This is a genomic window from Streptomyces sp. NPDC051064, assembly GCF_044455985.1.
In the GTDB taxonomy this organism is placed as follows: Bacteria; Actinomycetota; Actinomycetes; order Streptomycetales; family Streptomycetaceae; genus Streptomyces.
Map to the genome: position 1 here is coordinate 159815 of NZ_JBITFK010000002.1, position 17872 is coordinate 177686.

Here is a 17872-nt window from a genome sequence, read left to right on the forward strand (position 1 = left end):
AGCCTGGGGATGCCGCAGCTCCCCGCCCCCGCCTACCCGGCCGAGGTGCTCACCCGGCTCGAAGCGGACGCGAAGGAGGTGATCGCCCGCTACCCCGGCAGCCGCTCCGCCCTGCTGCCGCTGCTGCACCTGGTGCAGTCCGAGGAGGGGTACGTCTCCCGTACGGGCATGGCCTTCTGCGCCGACCAGCTCGGACTCACCACCGCCGAGGTCACCGCGGTCGCCACCTTCTACACGATGTACCGCCGCCGGCCGAGTGGTGAGTACCAGGTCGGCGTCTGCACCAACACCCTGTGCGCGGTGATGGGCGGCGACGCCATCTTCGACCGGCTCAAGGACCACCTGGGCGTCGGCAACGACGAGACGACCGAGGACGGCAAGGTCACCCTCGAACACATCGAGTGCAACGCGGCCTGCGACTTCGCGCCCGTCGTGATGGTCAACTGGGAGTTCTTCGACAACCAGACGCCGGAGAGCGCGACGCGCCTCGTCGACGACCTGATCGCCGGCCGCACCGTAGAGCCCACCCGGGGCGCTCCCCTCTGCACGTACAAGGAGACCGCCCGGATCCTGGCCGGCTTCCCCGACGAACGCCCCGGCGCCGTCGAGGCGAGCGGCGGAGCGGGCGCCGCCTCCCTGGTCGGCCTGAAGCTGGCCAGGGGTGAGGGCGCACCGCACGCGCGCGTGGTCGGACAGAGGGGCGAGGCACCCCGGGACGCACAGCCGCAGAAGGGCTCCGAGCACCTCAGCTCGCACGACGCACCGCAGCAGACCTCGGCCTCCGACCCGGAGCACCCGGCCGGGCCCGCCGCCGAGGAGGGGGAGTGATGACCTTGGCAGCCGAGATCGACAAGAACGGGACCAGCCCGGAGAAGCTCCTGGCCCCCGTCCTCTCCTCCTTCTGGGACGAGCCGGAGTCCTGGACGCTGGACACCTACCGCCGCCACGACGGATACGAGGGTCTGCGCAAGGCCCTGGCCATGGCGCCCGACGACCTCATCGCGTACGTCAAGGACTCCGGTCTGCGCGGACGCGGGGGCGCGGGCTTCCCCACCGGGATGAAGTGGCAGTTCATCCCGCAGGGCGACGGCAAGCCGCACTACCTCGTGGTCAACGCCGACGAGTCGGAGCCCGGGACCTGCAAGGACATCCCGCTCCTCTTCGCGAACCCGCACAGCCTCATCGAGGGCATCGTGATCGCCTGTTACGCGATCCGCTCCTCGCACGCCTTCATCTATCTGCGCGGCGAGGTCGTCCCCGTACTGCGGCGGCTGCACGAGGCCGTGCGTGAGGCGTACGAGGCGGGCTACCTCGGGACGGACATCCTGGGTTCCGGGCTCGACCTGGAACTCACGGTGCACGCGGGTGCCGGGGCGTACATCTGCGGTGAGGAAACCGCGCTGCTCGACTCGCTCGAAGGACGGCGCGGCCAGCCCCGGCTGCGACCCCCCTTCCCCGCGGTCGCCGGTCTGTACGCCTGCCCCACTGTCGTGAACAACGTGGAGTCCATCGCCTCGGTTCCCGCGATCCTGAACAAGGGCAAGGACTGGTTCAAGTCGATGGGCAGCGAGAAGTCCCCTGGCTTCACGCTGTACTCGCTCAGCGGGCACGTCACCAGCCCCGGTCAGTACGAGGCCCCGCTCGGCATCACCCTGCGGCAGCTGCTCGACATGAGCGGCGGCATCCGGGCCGGGCACCGCCTGAAGTTCTGGACGCCCGGCGGCTCCTCCACCCCGATGTTCACCGACGAACACCTCGACGTCCCGCTGGACTACGAGGGCGTCGGCGCCGCCGGATCCATGCTCGGCACCAAGGCGCTGCAGTGCTTCGACGAGACCACCTGCGTGGTGCGGGCCGTCACCCGCTGGACCGAGTTCTACGCCCATGAGTCCTGCGGCAAGTGCACGCCGTGCCGTGAGGGCACCTACTGGCTCGTCCAGCTGCTCCGCGACATCGAGGCCGGCAAGGGCCGGATGGCCGATCTCGACAAGCTCAACGACATCGCCGACAACATAAACGGCAAGTCGTTCTGCGCACTCGGCGACGGCGCCGCCTCGCCGATCTTCTCCTCGCTGAAGTACTTCCGCGAGGAGTACGAGCAGCACATCACCGGCAAGGGCTGCCCCTTCGACCCGGCCAGGTCGACCCTCTGGGCCGACGACAAAGACGACAAGAACGCTCACCGGGGGGTGAACGCATGACAGTCACCACGAGTGCGCCCTCCGGGGGCGGCGAGGCGGCCGTTCCGCCCGAGGACCTCGTCACGCTCACGATCGACGGCATCGAGATCAGCGTCCCCAAGGGAACCCTGGTCATCCGCGCCGCCGAGCTCCTCGGCATCGAGATCCCGCGCTTCTGCGACCACCCGCTCCTCGACCCGGCCGGCGCCTGCCGGCAGTGCATCGTCGAGGTCGAGGGCCAGCGCAAGCCGATGGCGTCCTGCACCATCACGTGCACCGACGGCATGGTCGTGAAGTCGCAGATCACCTCGCCCGTCGCGGAGAAGGCCCAGAAGGGGGTGATGGAGCTCCTGCTCATCAACCACCCGCTGGACTGCCCGGTCTGCGACAAGGGCGGCGAGTGCCCCCTGCAGAACCAGGCGATGTCGCACGGCGACGCCGACTCCCGCTTCGACGGGAAGAAGCGCACCTTCCAGAAGCCCGTCCCCATCTCCACCCAGGTGCTGCTGGACCGCGAGCGGTGCGTGCTCTGCGCGCGCTGCACCCGGTTCTCCAACCAGGTGGCGGGCGACCCGATGATCGAGCTGCTCGAGCGTGGTGCGCTCCAGCAGGTCGGTACGGGCGAGGGCGACCCCTTCGAGTCGTACTTCTCCGGGAACACCATCCAGATCTGCCCGGTCGGGGCGCTGACCTCGGCGGCGTACCGCTTCCGCTCCCGGCCCTTCGACCTGGTGTCGACGCCCTCGGTGTGCGAGCACTGCGCCGGCGGCTGCGCCACCCGGACCGACCACCGGCGCGGCAAGGTCATGCGGCGGCTCGCCGCCAACGACCCCGAGGTCAACGAGGAGTGGCTCTGCGACAAGGGCCGCTTCGGCTTCCGCTACGCCCAGCAGCGTGACCGGCTCACCACTCCGCTCGTACGCAGCGCGGAGGGAGTGCTGGAGCCGGCGAGCTGGCCGGAGGCGCTGGAAGCCGCGGCGGCCGGACTCTCGGGTGCGCGCGGCAGGACCGGCGTGCTCACCGGAGGGCGGCTGACGGTCGAGGACGCCTACGCGTACAGCAAGTTCGCGCGGGTCGCCCTCGACACCAACGACATCGACTTCCGGGCCCGCGTCCACAGCGGGGAGGAAGCCGACTTCCTCGCCGCGCGGGTGGCCGGGCGCGGCCGCGACCTGGACGGCAGCGGGGTCACCTACACCGCGCTGGAGAAGGCGCCGGCCGTCCTGCTGGCCGGCTTCGAGTCCGAGGAGGAGGCGCCCGGCGTCTTCCTGCGGCTCCGCAAGGCCTTCCGCAAGCACGGGCAGCGGACGTTCGCGCTCGCCTCGCACGCCAGCAGGGGCCTGGAGAAGGCGGGCGGCACCCTGCTCCCCGCGGCTCCCGGCACCGAGACCGAATGGCTGGACGCCCTCGCGGGCGGGGTCGGCCTGGAGGCCGAAGGCGCCGCAGCGGCCGAGGCGTTGCGCGGCGAAGGCGCCGTGATCGTGGTGGGCGAGCGGCTCGCCGCGGTGCCCGGCGGACTGACCGCCGCCCTGCGCACCGCCACCGCGACCGGGGCCGCACTGGTGTGGATCCCGCGCCGGGCCGGCGAACGCGGCGCACTGGAGGCGGGCGCCCTCCCGTCCCTGCTGCCCGGCGGCCGTCCCGCGACGGACCCCAGGGCCAGGGAGGAGGTGGCGTCCGTCTGGGGCGTCGCCGAACTCCCCGCCCGCTTCGGCCGCGACACCGGCCAGATCGTGGAGGCAGCGGCCACCGGTGAGCTGGGCGCGCTGCTGGTCGCGGGGGTCGACCCCGAGGACCTGCCCGACCCGGCCCGCGCGATCGAGGCACTGGACGAGGTCGGCTTCCTCGTCTCGCTGGAGCTGCGGCCCGGCGCTGTGACCGAGCGCGCCGACGTGGTGCTCCCGGTCGCGGCCGTGGCGGAGAAGCCCGGCACCTTCCTCAACTGGGAGGGCAGGGCGCGGATGTTCGAGGCGGCGTTGAAGCCCGAGCAGCTGCCGAGGACGCTCTGCCCGGCCGATGCGCGGGTGCTGCACATGCTGGCCGACGCCCTCGACGTACACCTCGGACTGCCCGACCTGAGGGCGGCCCGCCGCGAACTCGACCGCCTCGGCGGCCGGCAGGGCGGTTACGCCGACGACCCGCGGGCGACGTCCCGCCCGGTGCCCCGGCCCGGAGACGGCGAGGCGGTCCTCGCGGGCCACCGGATGCTGCTCGACCGTGGCCGGCTCCAGGAGGGTGACGAGGCGCTGGCCGGTACCCGGCACGCGGCCGTCGCCCGGCTCTCCCCGGCCACCGCGGCCGAGTCCGGAGTGAAGGACGGCGATCTGCTGGCCGTCACCGGCCCCGCGGGCACCACCGAACTCCCGCTGGCGGTGACCGAGATGCCGGACCGGGTCGTGTGGGTGCCGCTCAACTCCGTCGGCCGGGGCGTCCCGGCCGACACCGGCGCCCAGCCGGGCGGACTCGTCCGGATCGGTCCGGCCGCCCCGGGCTCCCACGTCGTGACTACGGAGGTAGGAGAGTGACCGGCCTCGCCCAACTCGCCGCGGCACCGCAGGGCACCGTCCTCGCCGCCGAGGACCTCTCGATGTTCGGCACCGACCCCTGGTGGCTCGTCGTCGTCAAGGCGGTGTTCTGCTTCGCGTTCCTGATGGTGACCGTGCTCTTCGCCATCGTGTGGGAGCGCAAGGTCGTCGCCTGGATGCAGCTGCGCATCGGCCCCAACCGGCACGGCCCCTGGGGCATGCTCCAGTCGCTCGCCGACGGCATCAAGCTGATGCTCAAGGAAGACGTCGTCGTCAAGCGGGCCGACAAGGTCGTCTACATCCTGGCCCCGATCGTCGCCGCCGCCCCGGCGTTCATGGCGATCGCGGTGATCCCGTTCGGCCCGTCCGGCAACGAGGTCTCGATCTTCGGCCACCGTACGACGATGCAGCTGACCGACCTGCCGATCGCGATGCTGTACATCCTCGCGGTCGCCTCCGTCGGCATCTACGGCATCGTGCTGGCGGGCTGGTCCTCCGGATCGACGTACCCGCTGCTCGGCGGTCTGCGCTCCTGCGCCCAGATGATCAGCTACGAGATCGCGATGGGCGCCGCGTTCGCCTCGGTGTTCCTCTACTCGGGCTCGATGTCGACGTCGGAGATCGTGGCGGCGCAGGAGGACCGCTGGTTCATCCTCCTGCTGCCGGTCTCCTTCATCATCTACATCATCACGATGGTCGGTGAGACCAACCGCGCCCCGTTCGACATGCCGGAGTCCGAGGGCGACCTGGTCGGCGGCTTCAACACCGAGTACTCCTCGATCAAGTTCGCGATGTTCATGCTCGCCGAGTACGTCAACATGGTCACCGTCTCCGCGGTCTCCGTGACCCTCTTCCTGGGCGGCTGGCGGGCTCCGTACCCGGTCAGCACCTTCTGGGAGGGCGCGAACCACGGCTGGTGGCCGATGCTCTGGTTCGTCATCAAGGTGCAGCTGCTCCTCTTCTTCTTCATCTGGCTGCGCGGCACGCTGCCACGCGTCCGCTACGACCAGCTGATGAAGCTGGGCTGGAAGGTCCTGATCCCGGTCTCCGTGGTCTGGCTGATGCTGGTCGCCACCGTGAGGGCGCTGAACAACGAGGGCTACGACTACTCGAAGATCCTGCTGTACGTCGCCGGAGCCGTGATCGCGGTCCTGCTGATCTCCTTCGTCGCCGACATGTTCCGCGACCGGAAGGCCAAGGCCGCCGAGGAGGCGGCAGGACCGGAGCCGGCGTTCGACCCGATGGCGGGCGGTTATCCGGTGCCGCCACTGCCCGGGCAGTCCCTGCCGCCGGTGCCGCGCCGCAGGCCGCGACGCGAGCGGGAGCTCGTTGTCAGTGGCGGGCCGGACACTCGGAGTGACGACCAGGTGGGTGCCGGAAGTTCGAGCGACGGAAGGGAGGCTGACGGTGTCTGAGTCATCAGAACCCTCAGGGGAGAAGTTCCAGAATCCAGTGGCCGGCTTCGGCGTGACCTTCAAGGCCATGTTCAAGAAGCGGCTCACGGAGCAGTACCCGGAAACGCAGAAGGTGACAGCGCCGCGCTTCCACGGCCGGCACCAGCTCAACCGCCACCCGGACGGGCTGGAGAAGTGCGTCGGCTGCGAGCTCTGCGCCTGGGCGTGTCCGGCGGACGCGATCTACGTCGAGGGCGCGGACAACACGGACGAGGAGCGCTACTCCCCGGGCGAGCGCTACGGCCGCGTCTACCAGATCAACTACGCACGCTGCATCCTGTGCGGGCTCTGCATCGAGGCGTGCCCCACCCGGGCACTGACCATGACCAACGACTTCGAGCTCGCCAACACCACCCGCGAGAGCCTCATCTACACCAAGGACGAGCTGCTCGCGGGGCTCGAGGACGGCATGGTCGACAGCCCGCACGCGACCTTCCCCGGCATGGACGAACAGGACTACTACCGCGGTCTGGTGACCGAGGCCGCTCCCGGCACGGAGCGACAGGTCGCCGTCTCCAAGGGAGAAGCGGACGAGGAGGTGGACGCATGACCTCCACCCTGGCCGCAGCGGCCACCGCCACCTCGACGGGCGAGGCCGTCCAGTTCTGGATCCTCGGCACCGTCGCCGTCATCGGCGCCCTCTCCACCGTCCTGATGAAGAAGGCGGTGCACAGCGCGCTGTCGCTCGCCGGCACCATGATCGTGCTGGCGGTCTTCTACCTCGCCAACGGCGCCTATTTCCTGGGCATCGTCCAGGTCGTCGTCTACACCGGCGCGATCATGATGCTGTTCCTCTTCGTGGTCATGCTCGTCGGCGTCACGGCGGCGGACTCGCTGAAGGAGACGCTCAAGGGGCAGCGCTGGCTGGCCGCCGCCTGCGGACTCGGCTTCGGCATCCTGCTGATCGCCGGCATCGGGCAGGCGTCCCTCACGTCCTTCAACGGTCTGGGAGCGGCGAACGCCCGGCACGGCGGAAACGTCGAAGGCCTCGCCAACCTCATCTTCACCAAGTACGTCTTCGCGTTCGAGATCACCGGCGCCCTGCTGATCACGGCGACCGTCGGCGCGATGCTGCTCACGCACCGCGAGCGCACCGAACGCGCCAAGACGCAGCGCGAGCTCTCCCAGGAGCGGGTGCGCGGCAGCCATGTGCCGCCGCTGCCGGCCCCCGGCGTCTACGCCCGGCACAACGCCGTGGACATCGCGGGCCTGCTCCCGGACGGCACCCCGTCCGAGCTCACCGTCATGCAGACGCTGCGGCAGCGCGGCCAGATCCGCGATGTGGCCGCCGAGTCGCTCGCCGACCTCAAGGCGCTGGAACAGCGCTCCGGGGAGCGGCTCGGCCGTGACCGCGGACCAGTCCGTGACCAGGCGGAAGAAGAGGAGGAGGTCGCCAAGTGAATCCCGTCAACTACCTCTACCTCGCGGCCCTTTTGTTCACGATCGGCGCCTCCGGCGTGCTGATCAGGCGGAACGCGATCGTGGTGTTCATGTGCGTCGAGCTCATGCTCAACGCCTGCAACCTCACGCTCGTCGCGTTCTCCCGGATGCACGGCAACCTCGACGGCCAGATCATCGCCTTCTTCACGATGGTCGTCGCCGCCGCGGAGGTCGTCATCGGGCTCGCGATCATCGTGTCGCTGTTCCGCTCCCGCCACTCGGCCTCGGTCGACGACGCCAGCCTGATGAAGCTGTAAGGGGTCGGAATCGTGGAAAACCTGATTGCGCTGCTGGTCGCGGCGCCCCTGCTCGGAGCGGCGGTCCTGCTCTGCGGCGGCCGCCGGCTCGACCGGGCCGGACACTGGATCGGCACGGTGCTCGCCGCCGCGTCGTTCGTCATCGGTGTCGTGCTCTTCACCGACATGCTCGGCAAGGGCGCCGAGGACCGCGCCCTGCACCAGAAGCTGTTCAGCTGGATCCCCGTCGAGGGGTTCCAGGCCGACGTGGCCTTCCAGCTCGACCAGCTGTCGATGACGTTCGTCCTGCTGATCACGGGTGTGGGCACGCTGATCCACATCTACTCCATCGGCTACATGGAGCACGACGAGCGCCGCCGCCGCTTCTTCGGCTATCTGAATCTCTTCCTCGCGGCGATGCTCATCCTGGTCATCGCCGACAACTACCTCCTGCTGTACGTCGGGTGGGAGGGCGTCGGTCTGGCGTCGTACCTGCTCATCGGCTTCTGGCAGCACAAGCCCAGCGCGGCCACCGCGGCCAAGAAGGCCTTCCTGGTCAACCGGGTCGGCGACATGGGCCTGTCCATCGCGATCATGCTGATGTTCACCACCTTCGGCACGTTCGCCTTCGGACCGGTGCTCGAGGCGACCGGCGACACGAGCGAGGGCAAGCTCACCGCGATCGGCCTGATGCTGCTCCTCGCCGCCTGCGGCAAGTCGGCCCAGGTGCCGCTGCAGTCCTGGCTCGGTGACGCGATGGAGGGCCCGACCCCGGTCTCGGCCCTCATCCACGCCGCCACCATGGTCACCGCGGGCGTCTACCTCATCGTCCGCTCCGGCGCGATCTTCAACGCGGCACCGGACGCCCAGCTGGTCGTCGTGGTCGTCGGCGCGGTCACGCTCCTCTTCGGTGCGATCGTCGGTTGCGCGAAGGACGACATCAAGAAGGCCCTCGCCGGGTCGACGATGTCGCAGATCGGCTACATGATCCTCGCCGCGGGCCTCGGCCCCATCGGCTACGTCTTCGCGATCATGCACCTCGTGACGCACGGCTTCTTCAAGGCCGGACTCTTCCTCGGCGCCGGTTCGGTCATGCACGGCATGAACGACGAGGTGGACATGCGGAAGTACGGCGGCCTGCGGACGTACATGCCGGTCACCTTCGTCACCTTCGGCCTCGGCTATCTCGCGATCATCGGCTTCCCCGGTCTGTCCGGCTTCTTCTCCAAGGACATGATCATCGAGGCGGCCTTCGCCAAGGGCGGCGCCGAGGGCTGGATCCTCGGCTCCGTCACCCTGCTGGGCGCCGCGATCACCGCGTTCTACATGACGCGCGTGATGCTACTGACGTTCTTCGGCGAGAAGCGCTGGCAGCCCACTGCGTCCGACAGCGGCTCCGCCGCGGGGGAGGGCCACGAGCCGCACCCGCACGAGTCACCGAAGTCGATGACGATCCCGATGATCGTGCTGGCCTTCGGGTCGGTCTTCGCCGGAGGCTTCTTCTCCATCGGTGACCGCTTCATGCACTGGCTGGAGCCCGTCACCGGACACGACCACGGACACGCCCCGGTCAGCGCGACCACCGTCACCGCCGCCACCATGGTGGTGCTCGTCATCGGTGTCGCCATCGCCTGGGCCATGTACGGGCGCAGGCCCGTACCCGCCGTCGCCCCGCGCGGTTCCCTGCTCACCAGGGCGGCCCGCCGGGACCTCCTCCAGGACGACTTCAACCATGTGGTCCTGGTCCGCGGCGGTGAACACCTCACCCGCTCCCTGGTCTACGTCGACCACACCCTGGTCGACGGTGTCGTCAACGGCACGGCCGCCTCGATGGGCGGGCTGTCCGGCCGGCTGCGCAAGCTGCAGAACGGCTATGCCCGCTCCTACGCGGTCTCGATGTTCGGCGGTGCGGCGATCCTCATCGCCGCGACCCTGCTGATGAGGGCGGTCTGATCCCATGTCCTTTCCCCTCCTGACAGCGACGGCGGCGCTCCCGGCGATCGGCGCGATCGCCACCGCCGCTGTCCCGGCCGCCCGGCGCACCGCGGCCAAGTGGCTCGCCCTGCTCGTCTCGTTGGCGACGCTCGTGCTCGCGGGCATCGTGTTCGCCCGCTTCGAACCGGGCGGTGACCGCTATCAGCTCACCGAATCGCACGCCTGGATCAAGGACTTCGGCGTCCGGTACGAACTGGGCGTGGACGGCATCGGGGTGGCGCTCCTCGCGCTCACCGCACTGCTGATCCCCTTCATCGTCCTGGCCGGCTGGCACGACGCCGATCCCCTGGAGACCAACTCCAGCCGCTGGCGCCCCACCCAGGGCTTCTTCGCCCTCATCCTCATGGTGGAAGCGATGGTGATCCTCTCCTTCGTGGCCACCGACGTCTTCCTCTTCTACATCCTCTTCGAGGCCATGCTCATCCCGATGTACTTCCTCATCGGCGGCTTCGGGGACCGGGCGCACTCGGGCAGCGACGAGAACGCGGCGGCGCAGCGGAGCTACGCGGCCGTGAAGTTCCTCCTCTACAACCTCGCCGGCGGGCTCATCATGCTGGCCGCCGTCATCGGGCTCTACGTCGTCGCGGGGAGCTTCTCTCTCTCCGAGATCGCCGAGGCCCGGGCCAACGGCTCGCTGGACATGGCGACCTCCACCGAGCGGTGGCTGTTCCTCGGGTTCTTCTTCGCCTTCGCGGTGAAGGCCCCGCTGTGGCCGCTGCACACCTGGCTGCCCAACGCCATGGGGGAGGCGACCACGCCGGTGGCCGTCCTGATCACGGCGGTCGTCGACAAGGTCGGCACCTTCGCGATGCTCCGCTTCTGCCTCCAGCTGTTCCCGGAGGCCAGCAAGTGGGCGACGCCGGTGATCATCGTCCTGGCGCTGATCTCCATCGTCTACGGCGCCCTGCTCGCCGTCGGCCAGCGCGACATCAAGCGGCTCATCGCCTACGCGTCGATCTCCCACTTCGGCTTCATCGTGCTCGGCATCTTCGCGATGACCAGCCAGGGCCAGTCGGGCGCCACGCTCTACATGGTCAACCACGGGCTCTCGACGGCGGCGCTGATGCTGGTCGCCGGATTCCTGATCACACGGCGGGGTTCCCGGCTCATCGCCGACTACGGCGGGGTGCAGAAGGTGGCGCCCGTCCTGGCGGGAACCTTCCTCATCGGCGGTCTGGCCACGCTCTCCCTGCCCGGCCTCGCCCCGTTCGTCAGTGAGTTCCTGGTCCTGGTCGGAGCGTTCAGCGCGTACCCGGTGGCCGGGATCATCGCCACCGTTGGCATCGTGCTCGCCGCGCTCTACGTCCTCGTCCTCTACCAGCGGACGATGACGGGACCGGTCAGGGAGGGGATCGGGGGCATGCCCGACCTCAAGGTCCGTGAGCTGGCGGTGGCCCTTCCGCTGATCGCCCTGCTGATCTTCCTGGGCGTCTTCCCGAAGCCGCTCACCGAGGTCGTCAACCCGGCGGTCCAGCACACCATGCACGACGTACAGAAGAAGGACCCCCAGCCCGAGGTGGAGGCCGCCAAGTGAGCGCAACAGCTGTCCACAGCCTGTGGACGACGGCGGGCGAGGTGACATCGGCTGCCCCGGGCGACAAGTTCACCGCGCCGACCATCGAGTACGCCCAGCTGGCACCCGTCCTGATCGTGGTCGGTGCCGCAGTCATCGGGATCCTGGTGGAGGCGTTCGTCCCGCGACGGGCCCGCTACACCACCCAGGTGCTCCTGACGGTGGTCGCGATCGCCGCCGCGTTCGCCGCGGTGGTGGGACTCGCCGCCGACGGGTACGCCACGAAGAACGCGCACATCGCCGCGATGGGCGCCGTCGCCGTCGACGGACCCGCCCTGTTCCTCCAGGGCACCATCCTGCTGGTCTCCATGGTCTCCGTCTTCACGTTCGCCGAGCGGCGCCTCGATCCGGCCTCGCACGGCAACCGCGTGGACTCCTTCGCCGCCCAGGCCGGTTCGGTGCCCGGCAGCGACGGGGAGAAGGCCGCGGTCAAGGCCGGATTCACCACCACCGAGGTCTTCCCGCTGGCCCTCTTCTCCGTGGCGGGCATGCTGGTCTTCCCGGCGGCCAACGACCTCCTGACCCTCTTCGTGGCGCTCGAGGTCTTCTCCCTCCCGCTCTACCTCCTCTGCGCCGTCGCCCGCCGCAAGCGGCTGATGTCGCAGGAAGCCGCCGTGAAGTACTTCCTGCTCGGCGCCTTCTCCTCGGCCTTCCTGCTCTTCGGGATCGCCCTGCTCTACGGATACGCGGGCACCGTCTCGTACGCGGGCATCGCGAACGTCGTGGACGGCAGCGTCCAGCAGATCGACCCGGCGCTCGCCTCCACCATGGGCAACGACGCGCTGCTGCTGATCGGCGGCGCGATGATCCTGATGGGCCTGCTCTTCAAGGTCGGCGCGGTCCCGTTCCACATGTGGACCCCGGACGTCTACCAGGGAGCACCGACCCCGGTCACCGGCTTCATGGCGGCCGCCACGAAGGTCGCCGCGTTCGGCGCGCTGCTGCGCCTGCTGTACGTCGTGCTGCCCGGCCTCACCTGGGACCTGCGTCCCGTCATGTGGGGTGTCGCGATCGTCACGATGCTGGGCGGGGCGATCGTCGCGATCACCCAGACCGACATCAAGCGGCTCCTGGCCTACTCCTCGATCGCACACGCGGGCTTCATCCTCGCCGGTGTCATCGCGGCCAGCCCGGAAGGCGTCTCCTCGGTCCTCTTCTACCTGGGGGTGTACTCCTTCGTGACCGTCGGCGCCTTCGCCGTCGTCACCCTGGTGCGGGACGCGGGCGGCGAGGCGACCCATCTGTCGAAGTGGGCCGGTCTCGGCCGGCGCTCACCGCTGACCGCGGCGGTCTTCGCCGTGTTCCTGCTGTCCTTCGCCGGCATCCCGCTCACCTCGGGCTTCTCCGGCAAGTTCGCCGTCTTCAAGGCGGCGGCGGACGGAGGCGCGGGCGGCCTCGTCGTGATCGGTGTGATCTCGTCGGCCATCGCCGCGTTCTTCTACATCCGGGTCATCGTCCTGATGTTCTTCAGCGAGCCGAAGGCGGACGGCCCGACGGTCGCCGTCCCGTCCCCGCTGACGATGACCACGATCGCCGTCGGGGTCGCCGTGACCCTGGTCCTCGGCCTCGCCCCGCAGTACTTCCTCGACCTGGCGAGCCAGGCGGGAGTGTTCGTGCGGTAACCGGACGAACGCGCTGCGACGCCGGACGGGCCTTGGAAAGTCAAGCCCGTCCGGCGTTGTCGTAGGCGGCGCCTATGGTTGCCGGTGACGGGTGAAGACGGACGGACGGGCGCGACCATGAGTGTGACGACCGAGAGCGCTGCACAGCAGACGCTGCACCGGGTGTTCGGTTACGAGGCGTTCCGCGGCGAGCAGGGCGCGGTGATCGAGCATGTCGTCGAGGGCGGCGACGCGGTGGTGCTCATGCCCACCGGCGGCGGCAAGTCCCTCTGCTACCAGATCCCCGCCCTGGTCAGGCCCGGCACCGGTGTCGTGATCTCCCCGCTGATCGCGCTCATGCAGGACCAGGTGGACGCCCTGCGCGCGCTGGGGGTCCGCGCGGGCTTCATGAACTCCACGCAGGACTTCGACGAGCGCCGCTCGATGGAGGCCCAGTTCGTCGCCGGTGAGCTCGACGTGCTGTATCTGGCCCCCGAGCGCCTGCGCCTCGATTCGACGCTCGCGCTGCTTGCCCGCGGCGAGATCTCCGTCTTCGCCATCGACGAGGCCCACTGCGTCGCCCAGTGGGGCCACGACTTCCGCCCCGACTACCTGGCCCTGTCCGTGCTGGGCGAGCGCTGGCCCGACGTACCCCGCATCGCGCTGACGGCCACGGCGACCGATGCCACGCACCGGGAGATCACCCAGCGGCTGGGCATGCCCGACGCCAGGCACTTCGTGGCCAGCTTCGACCGGCCGAACATCCAGTACCGCGTCGTGGGGAAGTCCGACCCGAAGAAGCAGCTGCTGACCTTCCTGAAGGAGGAGCACGCGGGGGACGCAGGGATCGTCTACTGCCTCTCGCGCAACTCCACGGAGAAGACCGCCGAGTACCTCTGCCGCAACGGCATCGAGGCCGTGCCGTACCACGCGGGTCTGGACGCCGGCACGCGCGCCGCCCACCAGTCGCGCTTCCTGCGCGAGGAGGGCCTGGTCGTCGTCGCGACCATCGCGTTCGGCATGGGCATCGACAAGCCCGACGTGCGTTTCGTCGCTCACCTCGACCTGCCCAAGTCCGTCGAGGGGTATTACCAGGAGACCGGCCGCGCCGGCCGTGACGGGGCACCGTCCACGGCCTGGATGGCGTACGGCCTCCAGGACGTCGTCCAGCAGCGCAAGCTGATCCAGGGCGGCGAGGGCGACGAGGCGTTCCGGCGGCGTGCGGCCGCGCACCTGGACTCGATGCTGGCGCTCTGCGAGACCGTCCAGTGCCGCCGGGCCCAGCTCCTGACGTACTTCGGCCAGGAGCCCGGCGCCGAGAGCTGCGGCAACTGCGACACCTGCCTGACCCCGCCGGAGACCTGGGACGGCACCGTGGTCGCCCAGAAGCTGCTGTCCACCGTGGTCCGGCTGAAGCGGGAGCGGAACCAGAAGTTCGGGGCCGGCCAGATCATCGACATCCTGCTGGGCCGCCGCACGGCCAAGGTCATCCAGTTCGACCACGACCAGCTCTCGGTCTTCGGTATCGGCGAGGAGCTCGCCGAGGCGGAGTGGCGGGGCGTGGTGCGCCAGCTCCTCGCCCAGGGGCTGCTCGCCGTCGAGGGTGAGTACGGCACGCTGGTGCTGACCGAGGAGAGCGGTTCCGTGCTCGGCCGGGAGCGCGAGGTGCTGCTGCGCAAGGAGCCGAAGAAGCCCACGACGCGGTCCGGCGGCTCGGGCGACCGCAAGGCCAAGTCGGCGGCGGCCGTGGCCGACCTCCCCGCCGAGGCCGTCCCGGTCTTCGAGGCGCTGCGCGCCTGGCGCGGCGCCCAGGCGAAGGAGCTGGGCCTCCCGGCGTACGTGATCTTCCACGACGCGACGCTGCGCGAGATCGCCGCCCTGCGTCCCACGACCCTGGCGGAGCTGGGCGGGGTCAGCGGCCTCGGCGAGAAGAAGCTCGCGACGTACGGCGAGGGAGTGCTGGAGGTGCTGGCGGGGCTGGACGGCTCGGGCCCGTCGGCCGCCGCGCCGGAGGCTTCGCCGGCTGCTGCACCGGCCCGGGCGCCCGAGCCGACGCCGGTGACTCAGCCCGCCGCTCAGGTCCCGGACCCGGAGTTCGGCTGGGACGAGGAGCCCCCCGAGTTCGACTGAACCCCGGGTGGGTCCGCCCGTCCGGCCGGTCCTACTCCGTGGGCGCCCGGCGGCGGGAGACGATCGCGGTCAGGTCGAGATCGACGGGAAAGGGCGTGGAGACCTTCATCCGGTCATGGAAGATCCCGGTGGAGGTGTAGGCGCCGGTGGCGGGTTCCAGCTCGAAGACGTACACGACCGCCCGGCCGTCCTTGTTCTCCACCCGCCAGTAGTGCGGGATCCTGGCCCGCGCGTACTTCACGGGCTTGGTCTCCCGGTCACGGGTGACGGACTCGTCGGACACGACCTCGACAGCCAGCAGCACACTGCTCGCGGGGAACCGTGTCTGCCGCAGACTCTCGACCGCGTCCGCCCGCACGACGACGACGTCGGCTTCGGGCCGGTTCTGGAAGTCGATGTCGATGGTGAACTCCCGGACGGCCTCCAGCTCAGGCGGTGCCAGTGACCGCAATTGCCAGTTGAAGAAGTCGACCGCCCGTGTATGGAACAACGTCTGCGGGCTCACGAAAACCAAGCTCCCGTCGATCAGCTCCGTGTGCGGAGGCAGATTCGGGAGTGTGTCCAGGTCATCGGCGGTCCAGCCGCCCACGGGCGGGACCGCCCACCGCGGCTCGGGTGCCTCGGGTTCGCTGCTCATCAGTGCTCCCATGGGAGGCAGTCTCGCGGGCCTCTTCAGCGTATCCGCAGGGGATGGAATGAGGTCCCCCCCGAACGTGTGACCGCCTGACGCGTCGCTGGCCACCGCTCCCCTCGCCGCCGGAGCGTGCCGAGTCGGACACCGCCTCACTCAGTCCCCGCCGCCCCCGCCGCCGCCGTCCCCGCCACCGGCCGCTGCGGCCTTGTCCTGGCGCACATTGCGGTGCACGGCCTGCGCGGGCCACTCCTCGCGGGCCAGGGACCGCACCGCCGCGCGCGTGCGGCGGTCGCCCTGCTTCACCACGGACGGCAGCTCCACCGCCGCCGCCAGCGCCGCGAGCAGACGGCTCCCGCGGTCGGGGAAGCCCGCCGCACGGGACTCCTCGAAGCGCTGCCGCACCTGCTCCGCCGGGGAGGCCGGACCCGCCGGGTGCCGGTGGAGCGGGAACAGGCCGAGGAAGCGGCGGGACTCCCGGCGCAGGACGCCGCGCTCCACCAGGGCGTCCAGATACAGCCCTTCGGCCCGCCGCCCCGACTGCCGCACCCAGCGCGGGGCCGAGATCCCCGAGCCGAGCCTGCTCTTGCCCGGCGGCGGAAGGCTCCGCAGGAACACCGCGAGCAGCGGATCCGGCGGGTCCAGCGGATTCACGACGACCACCCGGCCGCGCTCCTCGGCGATCCGCCCCTGGAGCTCCAGCTCCGCCAGGACCGCCCCGGCGACGCCGTACTCCAGGAACCCGCCCCGGCAGTACGGCTTGCCGCTCACGGGATCCAGGGCGAGCAGCAGCAGCTCCTCGGGGAGCGTGGGCGCGGTGCCGGTCACGGTGCGGCCGTGATCCGTCCGGTGACCTCGCCGAGCCCTACCCGCGTGCCGTGCGGACCGGGCGCCCAGGCGGTCAGGGTGACCGTGTCGCCGTCCTCCAGGAACGTCCGCTTGCCATCGGCCAGGTCCAGCGGGTCGCGGCCGTTCCAGGTGAGTTCGAGCAGGGAGCCGCGCTGCTCCGGCTCCGCACCGCTGACGGTGCCGGAGCCGTACAGGTCGCCCGTGCGCAGCGACGCGCCGTTCACCGTCATCTGCGCCAGCTGCTGGGCCGCCGTCCAGTACATGGAGGCGAACGGGGGCTCGGAGACGGTCTGTCCGTTGATCTCCACCGAGATCCGGATGTCGAAGCCGCCCGGCTCCTCGTCGTCCGCGTCCTCCAGATAGGGGAGCAGCTCGGCGTCACGGGCCGGCGGCGCCGTGCGGGCCGCGTCCAGAGCCTCCAGCGGAGTCACCCACGCCGAGACGGACGTGGCGAAGGACTTGCCGAGGAACGGGCCCAGCGGCACGTACTCCCAGGCCTGGATGTCCCGCGCCGACCAGTCGTTGAGCAGGGAGAGCCCGAAGACGTGCTCGCGGAAGTCACCGAGCGCCACGGGGGAGCCCTGCTCCGAGGGGACACCGACGACGAAGCCGACCTCGGCCTCGATGTCCAGCTTCACCGAGGGGCCGAAGACGGGGACGGGGTCGGCCGGCGCCTTGCGCTGCCCGGAGGGGCGGACCACGTCCGTGCCGGAGACGACGACCGTGCCGGCCCGCCCGTGGTAACCGATCGGCAGATGCTTCCAGTTGGGGGTGAGGGCCGCGCCGTCGGGACGGAAGATCCGCCCCACGTTGGTGGCGTGGTGCTCGCTGGCGTAGAAGTCGACGTAGTCCGCGACCTCGTACGGCAGGTGCAGGGTCACCGAGTCGAGCGGGTACAGCAGTGGTTCCAGGTCCGGGCGGTGGGACGGGACCGTCACCCACGCCGTCAGTGCCCGCCGCACGTCCCGCCACGCGGTGCGCCCCGCCGCCAGCAGGGGCGTCAGGCTCGGCTGCGCCAGCAGCCGGGCGTACGGCGAACCCAGTGCGTGTGCCGCCGCCCCGGCGTCCAGCACGTGTTTCCCCACACGGACTCCGACCCTTCGGTCCTCGGGGTGTCCAGGGGTGGAGAACACGCCGTACGGAAGGTTGTGCGGACCGAAGGGATCGCCCTCGGCCAGGTCGAGCGGGCTGCTCTGCTCGGGCATCTGTCGCTGCCCCTTTCCAGTCGCTTGAGGAACACCGTACGTGGCCGCCGTCG

At 70.3% G+C, this 17872-nt stretch carries 14 protein-coding genes; 11 read left to right on the forward strand and 3 right to left on the reverse strand.

Features of this window, described 5'->3' with window-relative positions:
* Window positions 1–9: 9 nt before the first annotated feature.
* The 11 genes from nuoE to recQ all read left to right on the forward strand — a co-directional run bounded on the left by nuoE (window position 10) and on the right by recQ (window position 15134).
* Complete coding sequence (gene nuoE, locus ACIBCU_RS07480) at window positions 10–828, forward strand: NADH-quinone oxidoreductase subunit NuoE (RefSeq protein ID WP_362933803.1); 819 nt, start codon at window positions 10–12, stop codon at window positions 826–828.
* Entirely contained in the window at window positions 828–2201 is a 1374-nt protein-coding gene (gene nuoF, locus ACIBCU_RS07485; protein ID WP_399229959.1) for an NADH-quinone oxidoreductase subunit NuoF, read from the forward strand. Before nuoE ends, nuoF begins: the two co-directional genes overlap by 1 nt.
* Window positions 2198–4705 (forward strand): NADH-quinone oxidoreductase subunit G, encoded by a 2508-nt coding sequence (locus ACIBCU_RS07490; RefSeq protein ID WP_362933636.1) that lies wholly within the window; start codon window positions 2198–2200, stop codon window positions 4703–4705. Before nuoF ends, ACIBCU_RS07490 begins: the two co-directional genes overlap by 4 nt.
* A complete protein-coding gene (gene nuoH, locus ACIBCU_RS07495) occupies window positions 4702–6120 on the forward strand; it encodes an NADH-quinone oxidoreductase subunit NuoH (protein ID WP_362933639.1) in 1419 nt (472 codons plus the stop codon). Before ACIBCU_RS07490 ends, nuoH begins: the two co-directional genes overlap by 4 nt.
* Window positions 6113–6709, forward strand: coding sequence for an NADH-quinone oxidoreductase subunit NuoI (gene nuoI, locus ACIBCU_RS07500; RefSeq protein ID WP_362933642.1), 597 nt, complete (start codon window positions 6113–6115; stop codon window positions 6707–6709). The genes nuoH and nuoI overlap by 8 nt, the downstream gene beginning before the upstream one ends.
* Window positions 6706–7560, forward strand: coding sequence for an NADH-quinone oxidoreductase subunit J (locus ACIBCU_RS07505; RefSeq protein WP_362933645.1), 855 nt, complete (start codon window positions 6706–6708; stop codon window positions 7558–7560). The genes nuoI and ACIBCU_RS07505 overlap by 4 nt, the downstream gene beginning before the upstream one ends.
* Window positions 7557–7856 (forward strand): NADH-quinone oxidoreductase subunit NuoK, encoded by a 300-nt coding sequence (gene nuoK, locus ACIBCU_RS07510; RefSeq protein ID WP_014154680.1) that lies wholly within the window; start codon window positions 7557–7559, stop codon window positions 7854–7856. Before ACIBCU_RS07505 ends, nuoK begins: the two co-directional genes overlap by 4 nt.
* Before the next feature lie 12 nt (window positions 7857–7868).
* Complete coding sequence (nuoL, locus tag ACIBCU_RS07515; RefSeq protein WP_399229963.1) at window positions 7869–9788, forward strand: NADH-quinone oxidoreductase subunit L; 1920 nt, start codon at window positions 7869–7871, stop codon at window positions 9786–9788.
* A gap of 4 nt (window positions 9789–9792) precedes the next feature.
* The gene (locus tag ACIBCU_RS07520) at window positions 9793–11364 is read left to right on the forward strand and encodes an NADH-quinone oxidoreductase subunit M (protein ID WP_399229965.1); all 1572 of its coding nucleotides are present in this window, start codon (window positions 9793–9795) and stop codon (window positions 11362–11364) included.
* A complete protein-coding gene (gene nuoN / locus ACIBCU_RS07525; protein ID WP_362933654.1) occupies window positions 11361–13025 on the forward strand; it encodes an NADH-quinone oxidoreductase subunit NuoN in 1665 nt (554 codons plus the stop codon). The genes ACIBCU_RS07520 and nuoN overlap by 4 nt, the downstream gene beginning before the upstream one ends.
* A gap of 117 nt (window positions 13026–13142) precedes the next feature.
* Window positions 13143–15134 carry a DNA helicase RecQ gene (gene recQ, locus ACIBCU_RS07530; protein WP_362933657.1) on the forward strand — a complete coding sequence of 664 codons (1992 nt, stop codon included), beginning with the start codon at window positions 13143–13145 and terminating at the stop codon, window positions 15132–15134.
* Between the two features lie 31 nt (window positions 15135–15165).
* Here the strand turns inward: recQ and ACIBCU_RS07535 are convergent, their stop codons facing one another.
* The 3 genes from ACIBCU_RS07535 to fahA all read right to left on the reverse strand — a co-directional run bounded on the left by ACIBCU_RS07535 (window position 15166) and on the right by fahA (window position 17819).
* Window positions 15166–15771, reverse strand: a complete 606-nt coding sequence (locus ACIBCU_RS07535; protein ID WP_399229967.1) for a Uma2 family endonuclease — start codon at window positions 15769–15771, stop codon at window positions 15166–15168.
* 150 nt (window positions 15772–15921) lie between these two features.
* On the reverse strand, window positions 15922–16593 hold the full coding sequence (locus ACIBCU_RS07540; protein ID WP_399229969.1) for a GPP34 family phosphoprotein: 672 nt from the start codon (window positions 16591–16593) through the stop codon (window positions 15922–15924).
* Complete coding sequence (fahA, locus tag ACIBCU_RS07545) at window positions 16590–17819, reverse strand: fumarylacetoacetase (RefSeq protein ID WP_362933666.1); 1230 nt, start codon at window positions 17817–17819, stop codon at window positions 16590–16592. Before fahA ends, ACIBCU_RS07540 begins: the two co-directional genes overlap by 4 nt.
* Window positions 17820–17872 lie beyond the last annotated feature (53 nt).

Excerpts from the sequence above, each read along its gene's own strand:
- ACIBCU_RS07535 (WP_399229967.1), bottom strand. The coding sequence starts at position 15,771 with ATGAGCAGCGAACCCGAGGCACCCGAGCCGCGGTGGGCGGTCCCGCCC.
- fahA (WP_362933666.1), bottom strand. The coding sequence starts at position 17,819 with ATGCCCGAGCAGAGCAGCCCGCTCGACCTGGCCGAGGGCGATCCCTTC.
- recQ (WP_362933657.1), top strand. The coding sequence starts at position 13,143 with ATGAGTGTGACGACCGAGAGCGCTGCACAGCAGACGCTGCACCGGGTG.
- nuoE (WP_362933803.1), top strand. The coding sequence starts at position 10 with ATGCCGCAGCTCCCCGCCCCCGCCTACCCGGCCGAGGTGCTCACCCGG.
- ACIBCU_RS07490 (WP_362933636.1), top strand. The coding sequence starts at position 2,198 with ATGACAGTCACCACGAGTGCGCCCTCCGGGGGCGGCGAGGCGGCCGTT.
- nuoF (WP_399229959.1), top strand. The coding sequence starts at position 828 with ATGACCTTGGCAGCCGAGATCGACAAGAACGGGACCAGCCCGGAGAAG.
- ACIBCU_RS07505 (WP_362933645.1), top strand. The coding sequence starts at position 6,706 with ATGACCTCCACCCTGGCCGCAGCGGCCACCGCCACCTCGACGGGCGAG.
- ACIBCU_RS07520 (WP_399229965.1), top strand. The coding sequence starts at position 9,793 with ATGTCCTTTCCCCTCCTGACAGCGACGGCGGCGCTCCCGGCGATCGGC.